Raw genomic sequence first — 17,582 nt, forward strand, 5'->3', positions numbered from 1 at the left:
TGCGCCCAATCAATTAGGGAGAGGATTTCGGGCCGCGTCGCCAATCGTTGGGGAGTCCTAAATGTGCCCTACCCCGATATGCGAACAATGTGTGATATTTCCGGGCCATGCGGTTTCGTGTCCTTGGCACCCTTGAAGTCCGCTCCGACAGTCACCGCCTCGTCCGGCTGGGCGCGGCCAAACAACGCGCTCTCCTGGCGGTGTTGCTCCTCAACGTCAACCGGCCCGTGAGCGCCGACCGCCTCGTCGACGCCCTTTGGCCACAGAGGCCACCGCGTACGGCAGCGGTCGCGCTGCGGACGTACGTGTCCACGCTCCGGCAGGTCCTCGGACTCGCCGACCGAACCGGCCCCCCGCTCCTGTCCACCGTTCCCAGCGGCTACCAGCTGCGGGTCTCCACGGCCGACCTCGACCTGCTGACCTTCGAGGAGCTCGCCGCTCAGGGACAGCAGGCCCTGACCGACGGCCAGCCGCTGCTGGCCGCCGAACGATTACGGCGGGCGCTCGCCCTGTGGCGCGGGCGGCCGTTCGAGGACGTCGCGCTGGACCCCCGGCTGGGCGTCGAGCTCATCCGCCTGGAGGAGCGCAGGCTCGCCGCGCAGGAGACCTGGATCGAGTCCCAGCTGGCGCTCGGCCACCACGGCGACGTGCTCGCCGAGCTGGGCGCGCTGGTGGCCGAGCAGCCGCTGCGGGAGCGGCTGCAGGCCCACTGGATGCTCGCGCTGTACCGCTCCGGCCGTCAGGCGGAGGCCCTGCGGGCATACCGGGACCTGCGCCGCCACCTCGTGCAGGAGCTCGGCATCGAGCCCAGCCCGCCGTTGCAGCGGCTGCACCGCCAGATCCTCAACGGCCACGCCGACCTGGCCCCGCCGGCGGGCGTCGGCGGCGTCCATCCCGGCCCGCCGGTGGTGCCCAGGCAGCTGCCCCGGGACATCGGCAGCTTCACCGGCAGGGTCGCGGAGCTGGCGTACCTGCGCGCCCTCGCCGATCAGGCGGACGGGGCGGAGCGACCGGACCGGACGGACCGGTCCGGGGCGCCCATGATCAGCGCCATCGACGGCATGGCCGGGATCGGGAAGACCACACTCGCCGTGCACGCCGCGCATCGTCTGGCCGACCGGTTCGCCGACGGGCAGCTGTTCGTCGATCTGCACGGGTTCACGCAGGGGGTGTCGCCGGTCGATCCGGTCGACGCCCTCGACCAGATGCTGCGCGCCCTCGGCGTGCCCGGCGAGCAGATCCCCCACGAGCTCGACGCCCGCGCCGCGCTGTACCGCACCCGGTTGGCGGGCCGGCGCGTGCTCATCCTGCTCGACAACGCGGCCGAGGAGGCCCAGGTGAAACCGCTGCTGCCCGGCGCGCCCGGCTCGCTGGTGCTGATCACCAGCCGGAGACGCCTGACCGGTCTGGAGGACGTCCGGCCGCTCTCGCTGGACGTCCTCCCGCGCGCCGACGCGCTCGACCTCTTCAGCCGCACGGCGGGCGAGCAGCGCCTCGCCGGGCAGCCGCCCGGACTGCTGTCCGAGATCGTCGAGCTCTGCGGGCGGCTGCCGCTGGCCATCCGCATCGCGGGCGCCCGCCTGCGCGCCCGGCCCGGCTGGACGCTCGCCCACCTCGCCCACCGGTTGCGCGACCACCGGCACCGGCTCGGCGAGCTGGAGGTCGGCCGGCTCAGCGTCACCGCCACCATGGACCTCTCGTACCACCACCTCAGCCCCGAGCGGCAGGACATGTACCGGCTGCTCGGCCTCCACCCGGGATCCGACTTCGAGCGGTACGCGGCCGCCGCGCTCGCGGGCACCACCCTCCAGCACGCCAGCCGGCTGCTCGACGACCTGGTCGACGCACACCTGCTGCAGGAGCCCGTTCCCGGCCGCTACCGCTTTCACGACCTGCTGCGCACGCACGCCACCGCGACCCTCGCCGACGAGGACACCGACGGCGACCGGCGGACGGCGCTGACCCGCCTGTTCGATCACTACATACAGACGGCCTCGGCCGCCATGGAGATCGCGCATCCCTACGAGGCGGCCGGCCGTCCTCCCCGGGTCCGGGAGCCGGGCGGCCTCATCCCCGTCCTCGGCGACCAGGCCAGTGCGGTGGAATGGCTCGACGCCGAGCTGACCAACCTGCTGGCCACCGCCGTCCACGCCGCCAGGCACGGCTGGCCCGCGCATGCCCTGCACCTGTCGGCCACCCTGCACCGCCACCTGCACACCGGCGCCCACTACACCTATGTCCGCACCCTGCACAGCAACGCCCTGCACGCCGCCCGCGCCCTCGGCAACCGGGCCCGCGAAGTGGCCGCGCTGTGCGGCCTCGGTGACGTCCACATCACGCTCGGCCAATTCTCCCCGGCGGCGCAGTATTTCGAGCGGGCGCTGGAGATCACCCACGCCACCCTGGACCGCGAGGGCGAGATCACCGCGCTCTGCGGCCTCGGCCACGTCCGCCGGGCACAGGGCCATTTCGGCCGTGCCGCCGAGTATTTCCAGCGCGCGCTGCAGATCGCGCACGCCACCGGCGACCGAGACGGGGAGCTCAACGCGCTGTGCGGCCTGGGACGCGTCCACCGTCACAAGAGGAGGTACGGCGAGGCGGCCGACCACTTCGAGCGGGCGCTGCGGATCGCCCGCGCCACCGGCAACCGCGTCGGGGAGCTCCGCGCGCTGACGGGACTCGGGTTCACCCACCTGGTGCGGGGAGAGCACCGGCCGGCGACCGACTACTACCAGCGCACGCTGAAGATCGCGCGGCAGATCGGCGACCGCAACTCACAGTTCGAGGGGTTGTACGGCCTGGGCTGGATCCACCAGGCCACCGGCCATCCCGATGAGGCGCTCACCCACCACCAGGCCGCCCTCGACATCGCCCGCGACCTCGGCCACCCCGCCGATCAGGCGCGCGCCCTGCACGGCCTGGCCCGCGCGCACCGCGATCTCGGCCGGCACGAGAAGGCCCGCAAACAGTGGCAGCGGGCCCTGGACATCCTCACCGGACTCGGTGTCCCCGAAGCGGAGGACACCAGCACCGAGGAGATCTACGCCCACCTCGGCGACACCTAGACCCACGGCGTGATCATGCACGGGTTCCCGTACGAGGCCACTGAAGTGCGCCAATCCAATCCGTGATCATGCACGGCTGAACTCGTCCGGGGGATCCAGAAAATATTCTGTGAGCCGTGTCGATCGGGCCGCCTATCGTTCGACGCGTCAGCAGAGGCCGGGGCGAGCCCGGCCACGAGGAAGGATCACCACCATGCGGTTTCTCATGATGACCACGGACGACGGCTCGGCGGCGGGCAACCCCCCGGACGAGAAGCTGGCGGCCGAGATGGGACGGTTCATCGAGGAGATGAGCAGGGCCGGGGTGCTGCTGGCGACCGGCGGCCTCGACCCCCGGGCCACCCACATCAAGTCCTCCGGCGGCAAGGTGACCGTGACGGACGGTCCGTACACCGAGGCCAAGGAGGCCGTCGTCGGCTTCGCGCTGATCGAGGTGCGCAGCAAGGAGGAGGCGATCGAGCTGTCCAAGCGGTTCTGGCGGATCGTCGGTGACGGCCAGGGCGTCATCCAGCAGGTCTTCGGCCCCGGGGACCCGATGCCCGGCCAGTGAGCGCGCGGCCTGCGGCCGGTGGGCCCGGCGCGCCTGCGGCCGGTTGCTCCGCCTGGCTTGCGCCTGTGGCGGGGCGAGTGTTCTCATCGTCCGGGTGACGGCTTCACAGACCCACTCCGACACTCATCGGGCGATCGACGCGGTCTGGCGGATCGAGTCGGCCCGGATCATCGCCGGCGTCGCGCGGATGGTCAACGACATCGGCCTCGCCGAGGAGCTCGCGCAGGACGCCCTGGTGGCGGCGCTCGAACAGTGGCCGGAGTCAGGCGTGCCGGACAATCCGGGCGCCTGGCTCATGGCCATCGCCAAGCGCCGGGCCATCGACCGGCTGCGCCGCCGGCAGACGCTGAAGCGCAAGCTGGAGGAGATCGGGCACGGGCTGGAGACCGAGGACCCGGCGCCGGAGTTCGACGCCGCCCTCGAAGAGGAGCCCATCGAGGACGATCTCCTCCGGCTGGTGTTCACCGCCTGCCACCCCGTCCTGTCGACGCAGGCCCGCGTCGCGCTCACGCTGAGACTGCTCGGCGGCCTGACGACCGAGGAGATCGCGCGGGCGTTCCTGGTCGCGGAGCCGACGATCGCGCAGCGGATCGTCCGCGCCAAGCGCACGCTCGCCGAGGCGGGCGTGCCCTTCGAGGTGCCTGAGGGCGCCGAACGCGCCGGACGGCTGGCCTCCGTCCTGGAGGTCATCTATCTGATCTTCAACGAGGGGTACGCCGCGACCGCCGGCACGGCCTGGATGCGCATGGACCTCTGCCAGGAGGCGCTGCGCCTCGGCCGCATCCTGGCCGAGCTGGCCCCGCGGGAGCCCGAGGTCCACGGGCTCGTCGCGCTGATGGAGATCCAGGCTTCGCGCGCCCGGGCGCGCACCGGCCCGTCCGGCGAGCCCGTCCAGCTTCGCGACCAGAACCGCGCCCACTGGGACCAACTGCTGATCCGGCGCGGCTTCGCGGCGCTGCTGCGCGCGGAGAAGCTCGGCGCGCCGCCTGGCCCTTACATGCTGCAGGCCGCGATCGCCGCCTGTCACGCGCAGGCCCGCACCGCCGAGGAGACCGACTGGGCGCGCATCGCCGCCCTCTACGAGGTGCTCGTACGGCTCAGCCCCTCGCCGGTCGTCGAGCTCAACCGCGCGGTCGCGCTGGGGATGGCGTACGGCCCGCAGCGCGGGCTCGACCTCGTCGACGCGCTCATTGAGGAGCCGTCGTTGAAGAGCTACCACCTTCTCCCCTCGGTGCGCGGCGACCTGCTCGCCAGGCTCGGCCGTCACGAGGAGGCCCGCGCCGAGTTCGAACGCGCGGCCTCCCTCACCCAGAACGCCCCGGAGCGCACCCTTCTGCTGGACCGCGCGGCCGCCTGCGCACGCCCCTGAACTGGGCGGATGTCGTCCGAGGAGTCCACGAAAAAATCTTTGAGAAAAGTTCGCCGGCGGTGTCGATCGGCGGTCCGGCCGTACGACGCGTGGTCAGAGAGCAAACGAGATGGAAGGACACCGCTCATGACCGCCGCACACACCCTCCCCGCCGCCTCCTCTGCCCCTGCCCCTGCCGCCGCGCGCCGGCGAGTGTTCCGCAGGGTTCTGTGGGGCCTCCAGGTCTTCATCGCGCTGTTCTTGATCGCGGGGTCCGCGCTGCCCAAGTTCGCCGGTCAGAAGGACGCGGTGGAGACCTTCACCCTGATCGGCTGGGGACAGTGGTTCCGGTACGTGACCGGCGTCGTCGAGCTGACCGGCGCGATCGGCCTGCTCATTCCCCGGCTGGCCGGAGCCGCCGCCACTGGGCTCATCGGCCTGATGGCGGGCGCGGCGCTCACCCAGATCCTGGTGCTGGAGCCCGCGTGGGCGCTGTTCCCTGCCGGGCTGGCCGTCGTGTTCGCCCTCGTCGCGTGGGACCGCCGGGAGCAGACCCGGGACCTCATCCGCTCGCTGCGGGGCTGACTCCCGGCCGGCCGTACAGGCTCGCGCGAATGAACGACCCGTGCGCCCCGGAGGGCCACGGGTCGTTCGCGCTGGTCCGGGCCGAGGCCGCGGATCAGACCATGGAGAGCGCGGCCAGGGCGGCGTTGACGATGGACCCCGGCAGCAGGTCGTGGAGCTCGTAGAGGTCCTGCACGGTGCCGGACTGGCCGAACGCGTCGACGCCGAGAGGCACGGCGGGCACGCCGAGGGCGGAGCCCAGCCAGGCCATGGCGTGCGAGGCCGCGTCGTGGACCGTCACCACAGGAGCCCGGCCGCCGCGCTCGCCGAACGCGGCGCGCAGGGCTCCCGGCACGCTGGGGGTCGTGGCGGTGCGGACGCCCTGGCGCAGGGTGCGCTGCCAGGCGGTGTAGAGCCGGTCCAGGGACGTGACATCGATGACGTGCGCGGCGATGCCCTCGTCGGCCAGCTCGGCCGCGGCCGCGAGGACCTCGGGCAGCACCGCCCCGCTGCCCACCAGCTGCACGGTCGGGGCTCCGGTGGCGGCGAGCTCACCGGCGTCGACGAGGCGGTAGGCCCCGGCCAGCACCTGCCGCCGCAGCACGGCGTCGCCGAGCCGCGCCCGGGCCGCCTCGAACGGGGCCTGGTCCACCGGCCGGGTGGTGAGCCGGAAGTAGTAGGACCCGTCGTCGTACGGCGCCGCCGTGGCCGCCGCGGAGGGGCCGGCGGCGATGCGGCCCAGCGCGTCGCACAGCAGCCAGTCCAGGGCCACGGCGTAGGCCGGCTCGCAGAACGTGACTCCGGGCAGCTCCACCCCGATCGAGGCGGTGATGGTGGACTGGTGGGCCCCGCCCTCCGGGGCGAGCGTGACCCCGGACGGGGTGCCCGCGACCACGAACCGGGACCCGGAGTAGGTGCCGTAGATGAAGGCGTCCAGCCCCCGGCAGACGAACGGGTCGTAGACCGTCCCCACCGGCAGCAGCGGCTGCTCCGACAGGTCCCAGGCCAGGCCGAGCTGCCCGAGCAGCAGGAACAGGTTCATCTCGCTGATGCCCAGCTCGATGTGGTGCCCGCCGGGGCCCTCGGTCCAGCGCAGCAGCGGGTCTTCGTGCCAGCTCCGGTGCTCGCCCGGCGCGAAGACCCCGGCCCGGTTGATGAATCCGGCGAGGTTCGTCGAGGTGGCCACGTCGGGGGCGGTCGTCACCAGGTGCCGCCCCACCTCCTTGTCGCGGGACAGGTCGACGATCACCCGCCCGAAGACCTCCTGGGTGGAGACCGGCCGGGTCGAGCGGATCCCGGTGGACTCCGGCACGGCGAGCGGAAGCTGAGGGGACCGGGCCGGCCGGGTCAGCGCCTCGCGGCGCGCCGCGGCCCACGCTCCCGCCGGGGTCAGCGGGTCGAGCCGGTCCCACTCGTCGTCCAGGGTCAGCCCCAGCGCGTCCCGCATCGCGTCGACCTGGGCGGTGCTCATCAGCGCCGAGTGGTTGCGCGGGTTGCCCGCGATCGGCAGGCCCCATCCCTTGACCGTGTACGCGAACAGCACGCTGGGCCGGTCGGTCACCGCGTCGCACTCGGCGAGGGCGGCCAGAACGGCGTCGAAGTCGTGGCCGCCGAGGTCGGTGACCAGTGACCCGAGCTCATCGTCGGCGATCTCCTCGCAGAACGCCTTCACCTCCGCGGGCGCGCCCTCCAGGAACCGATCCCGCAGCGCCTCGCCGGCCAGCCCGAACACCGACTGGTACTGCTCGTTGGGCATCGCGTCGATCCATGCCCGCAGCGCCTCACCGCCCGGCCTGGCGAACGCCTCCTGCAGCCGCCGGCCGTACTTCACCTCGGCGACGTGCCAGCCGGCAGCCTCGAACTGCCCGCGCCACTGCGTGATGCGCACGCCGGGGACGACCCGGTCGAGCGACTGACGGTTGAAGTCGACGATCCACAGCACGTTGCCCAGCCCCTTGGTGGCCGGGTCGGCGACCGCCTCCCACACGTTGCCCTCGTCGAGTTCGGCGTCCCCGAGGAGCGCCACGAACCGGCTCGCGGGCCGCGCCCCGAAGTGGGCGTCCACGTAGCGGCGGGTCACCGCGGCGAACAGGGGCGCCGCCGCGCCGAGCCCCACCGAGCCGGTGGAGAAGTCGACCTCGTCCGGATCCTTCGTGCGGCTGGGGTAGGACTGCAGCCCGCCACGCGCCCGCAGCGTGGACAGGTAGGACTTGTCCAGGTTGCCGAGCAGATACTGCACCGCGTGGAACACCGGCGAGGCGTGCGGCTTGACGCTGACCCGGTCCGCCGCCCGCAGGTGGGCGAACCACAGGGCCGTCATCACGGTCACCAGGGAGGCGCTCGACGCCTGGTGCCCGCCGACCTTGACTCCGTCGGCCGTGTCCCGGTCGTGGTTGGCGGCGTCGATGATGCGCGTCGCCAGCCACAGCACCCGCCGCTGAATCTCGTCGAGAATCTCTGGGTCGGGCCGTTGGCCGTGGTCGTGCATGCGTGTCCTCCCTGGCAAGAGGTGTGGGGGATTGAGTCGGTCAGTCGGCGGCCGGGACGGCCGAGGCGGCGCGCGCGGCGGCGACGAAGCGCTCGACCAGCTCCAGGTCCTTGCTGAAGCCACCGTCGGCGTTCCGGCGATTGGTGTGGCTGAGGGAGTCTACGCCCCACGGTCTGACGCGCTCGATCGCCTACCCCACGTTGTCCGGGCTCAGGCCGCCCGCCAGGATCACGGGGAGCACCTGCGCGTCTCCCGGGTGTGGTATCCGGGGCTGGCGTCGCATCCGCAGCACGAGACGGCCACCGAGCAGCTGGCCGGCTACGGCGCGATGCTGTCGTTCAGCGTCGACGACGAAGCCCTCGCCGCCAAGATCCTTAAGAGGCTGGAGCTGTGCAGCTTCGCCGCGAGCCTCGGCGGGGTCCGCACCGTCACCCAGGCGCCCTCGACGATGGCCTTCCTGGATGTCCCCGCCGAGCAGAAGGAGAGGATGGAGATCCGGGATGGGATGATCCGCGTCTCGGCCGGGATCGAGTCGGCTCGCGACATCATCGCCGACTTCGACCAGGCCCTGGCGCGGAGCTGAGCGATCAGGAGCGGTTCGTGCGCGGCAACGGGGATGCGGTCGTCGAGGCGCCGGTTGTGGCCCTGCTCGGGGACATCAACGTCGATCTTCTTCTCGACATTCCGGTCTATCCCGGCGTGGGCGGGGACGCGGTCGCCAGCGGCCAGCAGATGCTCCTCGGGGGATCGGTCACCAACACCGCGGTCGTCGCCGCCAGGCTGGGCAACTCGGCGCGGCTCGCCGGCCGGGTCGGGCAGGACTCGCTCGGACGGCTCGCCCTGGACGCGCTGACCGAGGAGAGGGTGGACCTCTCGTCCGTGTCCGTCGACCCGGGGGAGCCCACCCAGCTCAACATCGTCGTGGTCACCCCCGACGGCGAGCGGACCATGTTCGCCTACCGGGGGGCCAACGCCCGCCTGGCTCCGGACCAGCTCTCCGCCGGCTTCCTGGCGGCCGCGGCGGCCCTGCACCTGTCCGGGTATGTGCTGCTCGCGTCGCCCCAGCGCGACGCCGCGTGGGCCGCGGTCGAGCGGGCCCGCGCGGCCGGAGTCCCGGTCACGCTCGACGTCCCGGTGGCCGGGGCCGAGGGCGCCCGTGAGGAGACCCGGCGCCTGCTGCCCCAACTGGATCTGCTGGTCGTGGGGGAGGCCGAGGCGAGCGCTCTGACCGGCCTCGACGACATCCACGCGGCCACCGAGGCCCTGGCCGGGCTGGGGCCCGGGCGCGTCGTGGTCAAGCGGGGGGCCCTCGGCAGCCGCATGCGCCACGGCGACTCCTTCACCGAGATGCCCGCACTTCCGGTCAAGCCCGTCGACACCACGGGGGCGGGCGACGCCTTCGCGGCCGGAGTCGTCCACGCTCTCATCCACGACCTGGATGACCAGGCCGCTCTCGTGCTGGCCAACACCCTCGGCGGCCTCGCGACCACCTGCCGGGGAGCGGGCACCGCCCTGCCCCGGCGAGTCCAGGTCGCGCACGCCCTCGAATCCGGCTGGTCCGTCGATCCGCACCTCGCCGCCGCGGCGGCACGCGCCCTGGCGACAGTCACGGGTGACCCGGCCAGGGAAGCGTGACGAACCGGCCGAGGAATTCCCGGGCCGAGGCGGTGTCCAGGCGGTAGTCGTAGTTGGTCGCCTTGCAGGCGTCGTCGTCTCCACTGATCGTCGTGGCCACGAGCAGGTGTGACGTGGGCCCGCCCAGGAAGTTGGGGCCGCCCGAGTCTCCGAAGCAGGTTCCGCCGTCGCCCTCGTGCAGGTTGAGCTCCAGCCACCTGCGGGTGAGGGCCTTGAAGGAGATCGACGTCAGGTTGCGGGTGTCGGTGTAGGTGAACTGGTTTCCGTGCTTGCTCTTGGTCGGAGCCAGCGAGCCGTACCCGACCGGGGTGAACCGCGTGGTCTCCAGGGTGCCGTTGGCCTCGAGGTCGTCGAGCATGCCCGCGACGGGCAGGGTGGCGGGCTTGATGCCCGAGACCGGGGTGCTGAAGATGACGACGGCCATGTCGTGGGCATCGGACTTGTCCGTATGCAGTGGGTCGGCCACGTAGCGGCCGGTGTAGACGGGGGCTCCGGGCTCGTAGTGGCTGGCGAACGAGACCCGGGCGGTCTTCTGCCGCCGTGCGCCGCAGTGGGCGGCGGTGAGGAACACCGTCGGCGAGATGAGGGTGCCGGTGCAGTACGACCACGTGCCGTCGTCGTTCTGCTTGTCCGCGATGAGGGCCCCCACCTCCGGGTGCCCGGACTCGTCGGGGGATCCATTGGTGATGGCCCACGAGGGTGAGGCGACACCCGCGACAAGGGCAGCCACAATCACGACAAAGGGGACAAAACGCATTCAGGAACTGTAACCGCCCATGGGGTCCATATGACACAGGCGGGCACAAAGATCTACGTGACATCTCTCGAAGGCGCCGGTGCGACTGCTGTGACCGATGAGATTGACGGTGCGGGAGGGTTCGCCGTGCCACGCACGCCTATCGGCGCGATGCGAGAGCATGCAAAAGGCCGCGCATTGTGGTTGCCAATGCGCGGCCATTTGTGCTGATCCAGTTTTGAATGTGTCGTCGGCCACTTTCACCGGCTATTTCGGCGAATTACCGCCACTGGGCATTCAGTGCATGTGGTGATGGTGGTGCCCGTGGTGGTGGTGCCCGTGGTGGTGCTTGTGGTGATGGTGCCGGTGGTGGTGGCGCTTGTGGTGGTCGGGCCCCGGAGGCGGCTTGGCGAGAGACGTGCCGTTCGTTCCCGCATCCTGCGAGGCGCTGAGCACCGTCTTCGGGGCGCTCGGGGCGGCTGACGCTTGGGATGCTTGGGCGGGCCCGAAGGTCAGGGCCGCTAGGAGTGCTGCGCCGAGCGGCAGGGTCAGGCGCTTGCCGTACATGGGCGTCTCCTCTCCTCGCATTCGCACCGGGGCGATTGCGATGACAAATCCATGGTTGACGTCCATGTCCGAGCGCGTCTAGTCGAATTGACCCACAATCGGCCAGGTGACCTGCATTCCATTCCAGCGCGTGAGAACGCGTTTCCCATAACGCCCGCGTCCCGGACCCTGCGATTGCCAGTCCGGTACTCAGGCGATACGTCACCCGTTTCCGAAGATCTTCTGCCCCTGGGGTGACGGCTCACCGGTCGAGCGGACACGCCTGACCATGGGCGGCGGGCGGGCGGATGCTGAACCGCCGATCACGTACGGCGGGGCTGTGGATAATCGATGCGTGAATCGGCCCTCCAGGCGGTCATTTCTTCAGCTCGGCGGCATCGCCGCGGCCGGTGCGCTTGGAGCGCTGGTGCCCGCCGCGTGCCGCTCCACTGGAGCCCTGATCCCGGCGCAGGCCAGGGACGTCCCGGACGGCGCCTTCGCCCTGCTGCGCCGACGCTGGCAGGACGTGACGGCGGGGTCGGGGTTCGACCCGGCGGCCGAGCCGTACCGGACTCGGCTGGTGAAACTGGGGAGGACGGCGGCCGGATACCGGGAGTCCATGAGGCCGGCCGGCGCGTCGCTCTGGTCCGGCCTGGCGTTCCCCTCGCTCGTCGCCACCCCGGCCCGGCTGCAGACCATGGCCCGCGCGTACGCGTTGCCGGGGACGGGCCTGACCGGTGACGCGATCCTGGGCGCGGCCGTCGCCGCCGGCATCGACCATTACCGGGCGAGGGTGTACGCCGCGGACGCCGACCAGGTCGGCAACTGGTGGAACTGGCAGATCGGCACCCCCAAGAAGCTCCTCGACGCGGCCCTGCTCATCGGCCCGCACCTGACCGAGCGGCAGAGCGAGGCACTGCGTGACGCCGTCGACCACTTCGCCCCGGAAAGCCTCCTGGACGACTACAGCGGCACCAGCACCGCTGCCAACCGCGTGGACCTGTGCATGGTCATGCTGCTGCGCGCCATTCTCGGGTCCGACCCGGAGAAGGCCGCGCTGGCCGCCGCGGCGCTCTCCCCGGTCTTCCCCTACGTCGGCGAGGGCGACGGGTTCTATCGGGACGGCTCGTTCGTCCAGCACACGACCATCCCCTATCAGGGCACGTACGGAGCGTCGCTGCTGTCGGGGCTCGCGATCCTGTTCGCGGTGTTGCGCGGCTCACCGTGGGAGATCACCGATCCGAACAGGCGGAACATCTTCGACATGGTCGAGCGGTCGTTCGCGCCGGTCGTCCACGACGGCCTCTGCATGGACCTCTTCAGCGGCCGCGCGGTCGGGCGGGAGCCGTACGGAGATCACAAGCGGGGGCGCGCGATCGCCTCCGCGATCCTGCTGCTGGGGGAGGATCTGCTTGGGGAGGGGCTGCCGGGGGACGGGGCTCCCGCCGCCGAGCGGGCCCGGTGGCTGGGCATGGTCAAGGGATGGGCGCTGCGAGACGCCTGCACACCCATGCTGAAGGCGGCCGAGAGCAGCGACCTCGGGTTCCACGCGCGGTTGGCCGCGATCCTCGACGACGACACGGTCCCGGCACTGGAGGAGCCCGCCGGGCACCGGCTGCTGGCGATGAGCGCCCGCGCCGTCCATCGCAGGCCGGGATGGTGCGCGGGCCTCAGCATGGCCTCCGACCGGATCGGCCACTACGAGCACGGCAGCGGCGAGAACCTGCGCGGCTGGCACACCGGCTCGGGAATGCTCTACTGGTGGGCGGATGGCCATGGCGACCAGTACTCCGACTCGTTCTGGCCCACCGTCGACCCCTACCGCCTGCCGGGCACGACCGTCTCCACCCGGCGGCTGCCCGACGGCGCGGGTGAGGCGTGGGGCGACACCTGCCCGCCGGGCCGCTGGGTCGGCGGCGCCACAGACGGCATGTACGCGACGGTCGGCCAGCACCTCAACGGCCTCGAAAGCACGATGGAGGCATTCAAGTCGTGGGTCTTCCTCGACGACGCCGTGGTGTGCCTGGGCGCCGGGATCACCAGCGAGGACGGCGTGCCGGTCGAGACCATCGTGGACAACCGCAGAACCGGCGCGATCCTCACCGTGGACGAGAGGGAGGGCTGGGCCCACCTGGAAGGCAACGGCGGCTATGTCTTCCCCGAGGGCGGCGGCCGTCCGCGGACGCTGCGGGAGGACCGCACCGGCGGCCCGGACCAGGTGACCCGGAGCTACGCCGCGCTCTGGCTCGACCACGGGGTGGACCCCCGTGCGGCCGGTTATGTCTATCTCCTCCTGCCGGGAGCGAGCCTGGCCGAGACCCGGACCCGCGCCACCGACCCCGGCTGGGCGCGCGTGCTCGTCAACACCGCTCGCCAGCAGGGTGTCCAGGTCGCGTCGCTCGGGATCACCGCGGTCAACTTCTGGAACGACGGAGCCGCCGGCGGCCTGACCGCCTCCGGCCCATGCGCGATCCTCGTCCGGGAGAGCGGCGACGGCACGGCCACGCTCACCGTGTCGGATCCGCGCCGCGACCTGGACGAGCTGACCGTGACCTGGGATCGCCCGGTGGCCGAGGTCCTCCGCGGAGATCCGCTCCTGACGAGCGCCTCGACCGGCGCGAAGCTCACGCTCGTCTTCGGACGGCTGGCCGACCAGGGCGGCGGCTCCACGACGGTCACCGTACGGCTCCGCCAGCGAACCGGCGCTTCCGGCCTGGCCGCGGAGCCGGCGTGCCGGCGTGCCGACGTGGACGAGCGGGGTCGTCCGCGATCTCGCGTGAACGTTCTCGAAAGACCTGACCGAGAACATGTGATATCCCGGGCGTAACGGGAAAGCGGCAGGCCGCCAATGGACAGCAGACACGGGCACATGCGGGCGGCGGGCTTACGAGGCCAGGAGGAGAGTGCGGGGATGACCGGCATCAGGGACGATTTCCTCATCACGGCTCGGTCGGCGGCGAACCTGCTGCGCGAACCGGCGGTCGCCGCCGCCTGGAGCGAGCCGAGCGCGTTGCCCGAGTTCAGCGTGGGCGGTCTCGCCGCTCACCTGGCCTACCAGGTCCTCGCCGTACGGCAAGCCCTGGCTGAACCGCCGCCGCAGGAGCAGACCATCACCCTCCTTGAGCACTACGGCCGGGTGGAGTGGGTCGGCGCCGACCTGGACGACGAGATCAACGTCCGCATCCGGAACGGGGGCGAAGAGCTCGCGGCCGAGGGCCCCGCGGCGCTGGCGGCCCATGTCGACTCCGCCATCAAGGAGCTGACGGACGGCTTGGCCTCGGCGGCGGAGCGGCCGGTCCGCGTCCCGTTGTGGGGGCCGTGGTCACTGACGCTCGACGACCTGCTGATCACCCGGATGATGGAGATTGCGGTCCACTCGGACGACCTCGCGGTCAGCGTGGGCATCGCGACCCCGGCCTTCCCACAGGGCGCCGTGGAAACGGTGATCGACCTGCTGTCCCGCCTCGCCGTGCGCCGCCACGGCCCGACCGCCGTCCTGCGGGCCCTCAGCCGAGCCGAGCGCGCCCCGGCCACCATCGCCGCCTTCTGAGCCGCGCGGCCCGAGGCGCACCGGCGGGCATGGCCCGAGTCGCTGGGCCTCCTTCTGCTGGGGAGCGCGCTCGGCGCGCTGCTCCTCGCGGCGGCCTTCGCCTGGCACCAGCCGCGGACGGCCTTCCAGACGCGGCGAACTGCCCGGGATGCGCGAGGCGGTGAACGCCACCTACATCGTGGTGTTCGCCACCCTCGCCGCCCCGCTCTGCCGCGACGTCGAGCTTCCCGACCCGCCCACGAGCCGGTTCCGGTACGGCGAGCCGCTGCCGCGCGTGGGCAGCCACACGGGCTACTGGGAGGACCCGGCACTCTGGAACGCCGTGGGCGCCGCGGCGGCCGGCCTGGCGGCGAAGCCGGCGCCCTAGTCGCCCCCTAGGGGCTCCGCATCTCAGCGCGTACGGCCGGCTCACCGGCCCCACGCCGCCGGGCGTCCTTTCATAAGGAACCCGGGAGGTGGGGCCGGCGCGTAGATCAAAGGGCATAGATCAAAGGGCGTGATCAAGGGCGTGGGTCAGGGGGCGGCCGAGGGCGCGGTACTCCCAGCCCGCGGCGCGCCAGGCGGTCCGGTCGAGGGCATGCCGGCCGTCCACGATCCGGGGATGCCTGACGACCTGGGCCAGCACCGTGGGCTGGATCTCGCGGAACTCGGCCCACTCGGTGAGCAGGACCACCACGTCCGCGTCGCGGGCCACGTCCATCGCGCTCGTGCCGTACCTCAGCTCGGGGTAGGCGCGGCGGGCGTTGTCCAACGCCGCCGGGTCGTACACCCGGACGTTGGCGCCCAGCCCATGCATGGTCCGCGCCACGTCCAGCGCCGGGGCGTCCCTGATGTCGTCGGAGTTGGGCTTGAAGGCGGCGCCGAGGCAGGCGACGTTGGCGCCGTTGAGGTGGCCGCCGAGGAGCTCCCTGACCAGGTCGATCGTCCGGGAACGGCGGCGCCGGTTGATGGCGTCGACCTCGCGCAGGAAGGACACCGCCTGGCCGACGCCGATCTCCTCCGCCCGGTGCGCGAACGCGCGGATGTCCTTGGGCAGGCAGCCGCCGCCGAAGCCGAGACCGGGCTGGAGGAACCGGCCGCCGATCCGGTCGTCGTAGGCGAGCGCCTGGGCCAGGTCGCTGACGTCGGCTCCGGTGGCCTCGCAGATCTCCGCCATCGCATTGATATACGAGATCTTGGTGGCCAGGAACGAGTTGGCGGCCACCTTGACCAGCTCGGCGGTGGCCAGGTCGGTCACCACGGACGGGGTGCCCAGGTCGAGGATCGGCCGGAACGACGCCGCGAGGCGCTCCCGCGCCCACTCCGAAGCGACTCCGAAGACGAGGCGGTCGGGGCGGAGCGTGTCGTCGACCGCGAAGCCCTCCCGGAGGAACTCCGGGTTCCAGGCCAGCTCCACCTCCTCGCCGGCCGGGGCCAGCTCGCGCAGCAGGCCGCTCAGCCGCGCGGCGGTCCCGACCGGTACGGTCGACTTGCCGACCACCAGACAGCGGCGGGTGAGGTACGGAGCCAGGCCGCGGACGGCGGCGTCCACGTAGCTGAGGTCACAGGCGTCCGAGCCCGGCTGCTGCGGGGTGCCGACGCAGACGAAGTGGACGTCGCCGTGCTCGGCGGCCTCCTCGTAGGACGTGGTGAACCTGAGCCGGCCGGATTCCACCGTCTTGACCAGCAGCTCGGGCAGGTCCGGCTCGAAGAACGGAACCTCCCCGGACTGGAGTTTCTCGATTTTCCTGGGGTCCACGTCGAGGCCGACCACGTCGTACCCGAGCGAGGCCATGCAGATGGCGTGCGTCGCGCCGAGGTAGCCGGTTCCGATCACGGTCAGCCGGGGAAGTTCGGCTTCGCCCATATCAGTGTTCTCCTTGAGATGGTGGGGGGTTCCGCGTTCAGGAAGAGTCAGGAAGAGTCAGGAAGAGTTCCGCGCTTCGGAACAGCTCCCCTTTTTCATGAGTTCGCCACCGGTGATCTTGTTGTCGCAGGCGATGGTGTTGCCGCCGACCGTGTCGTTGACTCCGTAGCCGCCCGAGTCGCCGAGGTCGATGACGTTGGCCCGGAACACGTTGCCGGTGCCCCAGCCGTCCACGATCTCGTGGGTCTGGAAGCCGTCCGCGCTGGTGTTGCTGCCGGTGTTGCGCTCCAGGACGTAGCCGTTGCCCTTCACGTCGACCCAGGAGTCGTTGTGCTTGGACCCGGCCAGGCCGGAGCCGTCGAAGACGTTGCCGACGACGAGGCCGCCGGAGGTCCCCTCCTTGATGTCGACCGCCTCGGCCGTGGCCCGGATGACGTTTCCGCGCACGACGTTGTGGTCGCTGCGGTCCATCTGCCCGCCGGAGAAGGCCGCCCAGTTGCTCTCGGCCGTGCCGAGGTAGACGCCCTCGCCGAACTTCTCCCGGCGCAGGCCGGTGGCGTAGATCATGCAGTACTGCACGGTGTTGTCGCTGCTGAAGTTGCGCAGGTGGATGGCCTCGTCCCCGATGTGGTGGACGGTCAGCCCCTGGATGATCGTGTGGCTGGTCCGGTCGGCCATCACGCCCTTCTGGCTGTTGCGGACGCCGAAGCCGATCAGCCGCCAGTGGCTGACCTGGTTGAGGTAGAAGGCGTAGCCCTTCTTGACGCCGCCGCCGTCGATGATCGCCTCTGGCGGGCCGCAGACGAAGATCGGCCGCGCTTCCGTCCCCGAGGCGCTCGCCACGAACCTGCCGGTGTAGACGCCGGGTTCCAGCGCGATCACCGTCCCGGGCTGGGCCTCGTTGAGCGCGTCGGCGAACTGGGTGGCGTCACTGACGGTAACCGTGGCCTCAGGGCAGTCGATCTTCTCCTTGCCGACGGGGACCGTGATGGCGGGCGGTTCGTCCGCCGGGGTCGACGCCGACTCGTCGAAGTCGTCTGTCTTGTCCGAGTCATCCGTTTCGTCCACTTGTGAGGTGTCGTGCTCCGGCTGCGCCGCCTGTGTACCCGCGCTCGTCGGCCGGATGTCCTCGATCGGGGTGCCCGTGCCGTCCCCGCCGCTGAACAGCCCGTGCAGAACCACCACGACGATCACCGTGATGACCGACCCGGCCAGCATGCTCACGACGGTTTTCCGGTCGATGTCCAAGCGCAT

The 17,582-nt window shown here is 71.6% G+C and carries 14 protein-coding genes; 9 read left to right on the top strand and 5 right to left on the bottom strand.

The annotated features are described in order from the left end of the window. The first annotated feature begins 107 nt into the window (after positions 1-107). The 4 genes from ABH927_RS19905 to ABH927_RS19920 all read left to right on the top strand — a co-directional run bounded on the left by ABH927_RS19905 (position 108) and on the right by ABH927_RS19920 (position 5,548). Positions 108-3,065: a BTAD domain-containing putative transcriptional regulator gene (locus ABH927_RS19905; protein ID WP_370023642.1), complete on the top strand. Its 2,958-nt coding sequence runs from the start codon at positions 108-110 to the stop codon at positions 3,063-3,065. Between the two features lie 193 nt (positions 3,066-3,258). Beyond that, positions 3,259-3,615, top strand: coding sequence for a YciI family protein (locus ABH927_RS19910; RefSeq protein ID WP_370023644.1), 357 nt, complete (start codon positions 3,259-3,261; stop codon positions 3,613-3,615). Positions 3,616-3,709: 94 nt separating this feature from the next. Beyond that, positions 3,710-4,984 (top strand): RNA polymerase sigma factor, encoded by a 1,275-nt coding sequence (locus tag ABH927_RS19915; RefSeq protein WP_370023646.1) that lies wholly within the window; start codon positions 3,710-3,712, stop codon positions 4,982-4,984. Positions 4,985-5,110: 126 nt separating this feature from the next. Beyond that, positions 5,111-5,548 (top strand): DoxX family protein, encoded by a 438-nt coding sequence (locus ABH927_RS19920; protein WP_370023648.1) that lies wholly within the window; start codon positions 5,111-5,113, stop codon positions 5,546-5,548. 94 nt (positions 5,549-5,642) lie between these two features. Here ABH927_RS19920 and ABH927_RS19925 read toward each other — a convergent pair whose 3' ends face one another. Further along, complete coding sequence (locus ABH927_RS19925) at positions 5,643-8,015, bottom strand: transketolase-like TK C-terminal-containing protein (protein WP_370023650.1); 2,373 nt, start codon at positions 8,013-8,015, stop codon at positions 5,643-5,645. Positions 8,016-8,046: 31 nt separating this feature from the next. Here ABH927_RS19925 and ABH927_RS19930 point away from each other — a divergent pair, with 31 nt between their 5' ends. Together ABH927_RS19930 and ABH927_RS19935 are read left to right on the top strand one after the other, a co-directional pair. Then, positions 8,047-8,598 carry a PLP-dependent transferase gene (locus tag ABH927_RS19930; protein ID WP_370023652.1) on the top strand — a complete coding sequence of 184 codons (552 nt, stop codon included), beginning with the start codon at positions 8,047-8,049 and terminating at the stop codon, positions 8,596-8,598. Positions 8,599-8,615: 17 nt separating this feature from the next. Beyond that, positions 8,616-9,650 carry a carbohydrate kinase family protein gene (locus ABH927_RS19935; protein WP_370023654.1) on the top strand — a complete coding sequence of 345 codons (1,035 nt, stop codon included), beginning with the start codon at positions 8,616-8,618 and terminating at the stop codon, positions 9,648-9,650. Here ABH927_RS19935 and ABH927_RS19940 read toward each other — a convergent pair. Together ABH927_RS19940 and ABH927_RS19945 are read right to left on the bottom strand one after the other, a co-directional pair. Next, on the bottom strand, positions 9,622-10,380 hold the full coding sequence (locus tag ABH927_RS19940; protein WP_370023656.1) for a trypsin-like serine protease: 759 nt from the start codon (positions 10,378-10,380) through the stop codon (positions 9,622-9,624). The two genes, ABH927_RS19935 and ABH927_RS19940, sit on opposite strands and share 29 nt — an antisense overlap. Positions 10,381-10,683: 303 nt before the next feature. Continuing rightward, positions 10,684-10,953, bottom strand: a complete 270-nt coding sequence (locus ABH927_RS19945) for a hypothetical protein (RefSeq protein ID WP_370023658.1) — start codon at positions 10,951-10,953, stop codon at positions 10,684-10,686. A 334-nt stretch (positions 10,954-11,287) separates the two neighbouring features. On the opposite strand from ABH927_RS19945, the gene ABH927_RS19950 reads away from it, so the two are divergent. The 3 genes from ABH927_RS19950 (at position 11,288) to ABH927_RS19960 (ending at position 14,849) form a co-directional block, all read left to right on the top strand. Beyond that, positions 11,288-13,759 carry a polysaccharide lyase 8 family protein gene (locus ABH927_RS19950; protein WP_370023660.1) on the top strand — a complete coding sequence of 824 codons (2,472 nt, stop codon included), beginning with the start codon at positions 11,288-11,290 and terminating at the stop codon, positions 13,757-13,759. An 84-nt stretch (positions 13,760-13,843) separates the two neighbouring features. After that, a complete protein-coding gene (locus ABH927_RS19955) occupies positions 13,844-14,482 on the top strand; it encodes a maleylpyruvate isomerase N-terminal domain-containing protein (protein WP_370023662.1) in 639 nt (212 codons plus the stop codon). A gap of 148 nt (positions 14,483-14,630) precedes the next feature. Next, positions 14,631-14,849: a hypothetical protein gene (locus ABH927_RS19960; RefSeq protein ID WP_370023664.1), complete on the top strand. Its 219-nt coding sequence runs from the start codon at positions 14,631-14,633 to the stop codon at positions 14,847-14,849. A 120-nt stretch (positions 14,850-14,969) separates the two neighbouring features. Here ABH927_RS19960 and ABH927_RS19965 read toward each other — a convergent pair whose 3' ends face one another. Beyond that, positions 14,970-16,328: a UDP-glucose/GDP-mannose dehydrogenase family protein gene (locus ABH927_RS19965; protein WP_370023666.1), complete on the bottom strand. Its 1,359-nt coding sequence runs from the start codon at positions 16,326-16,328 to the stop codon at positions 14,970-14,972. Positions 16,329-16,385: 57 nt separating this feature from the next. Next, entirely contained in the window at positions 16,386-17,582 is a 1,197-nt protein-coding gene (locus ABH927_RS19970) for a right-handed parallel beta-helix repeat-containing protein (RefSeq protein ID WP_370023668.1), read from the bottom strand.

Source organism: Planotetraspora sp. GP83, assembly GCF_041262585.1.
Lineage (GTDB): Bacteria > Actinomycetota > Actinomycetes > Streptosporangiales > Streptosporangiaceae > JAOEGB01.

What these genes read in the sequence shown, in the direction of transcription:
- ABH927_RS19905 (WP_370023642.1), top strand. Translation starts at nt 108, where the DNA reads ATGCGGTTTCGTGTCCTTGGCACCCTTGAAGTCCGCTCCGACAGTCAC.
- ABH927_RS19910 (WP_370023644.1), top strand. Translation starts at nt 3,259, where the DNA reads ATGCGGTTTCTCATGATGACCACGGACGACGGCTCGGCGGCGGGCAAC.
- ABH927_RS19920 (WP_370023648.1), top strand. Translation starts at nt 5,111, where the DNA reads ATGACCGCCGCACACACCCTCCCCGCCGCCTCCTCTGCCCCTGCCCCT.
- ABH927_RS19925 (WP_370023650.1), bottom strand. Translation starts at nt 8,015, where the DNA reads ATGCACGACCACGGCCAACGGCCCGACCCAGAGATTCTCGACGAGATT.
- ABH927_RS19945 (WP_370023658.1), bottom strand. Translation starts at nt 10,953, where the DNA reads ATGTACGGCAAGCGCCTGACCCTGCCGCTCGGCGCAGCACTCCTAGCG.
- ABH927_RS19955 (WP_370023662.1), top strand. Translation starts at nt 13,844, where the DNA reads ATGACCGGCATCAGGGACGATTTCCTCATCACGGCTCGGTCGGCGGCG.
- ABH927_RS19960 (WP_370023664.1), top strand. Translation starts at nt 14,631, where the DNA reads ATGCGCGAGGCGGTGAACGCCACCTACATCGTGGTGTTCGCCACCCTC.
- ABH927_RS19965 (WP_370023666.1), bottom strand. Translation starts at nt 16,328, where the DNA reads ATGGGCGAAGCCGAACTTCCCCGGCTGACCGTGATCGGAACCGGCTAC.
- ABH927_RS19970 (WP_370023668.1), bottom strand. Translation starts at nt 17,582, where the DNA reads ATGCGCTTGGACATCGACCGGAAAACCGTCGTGAGCATGCTGGCCGGG.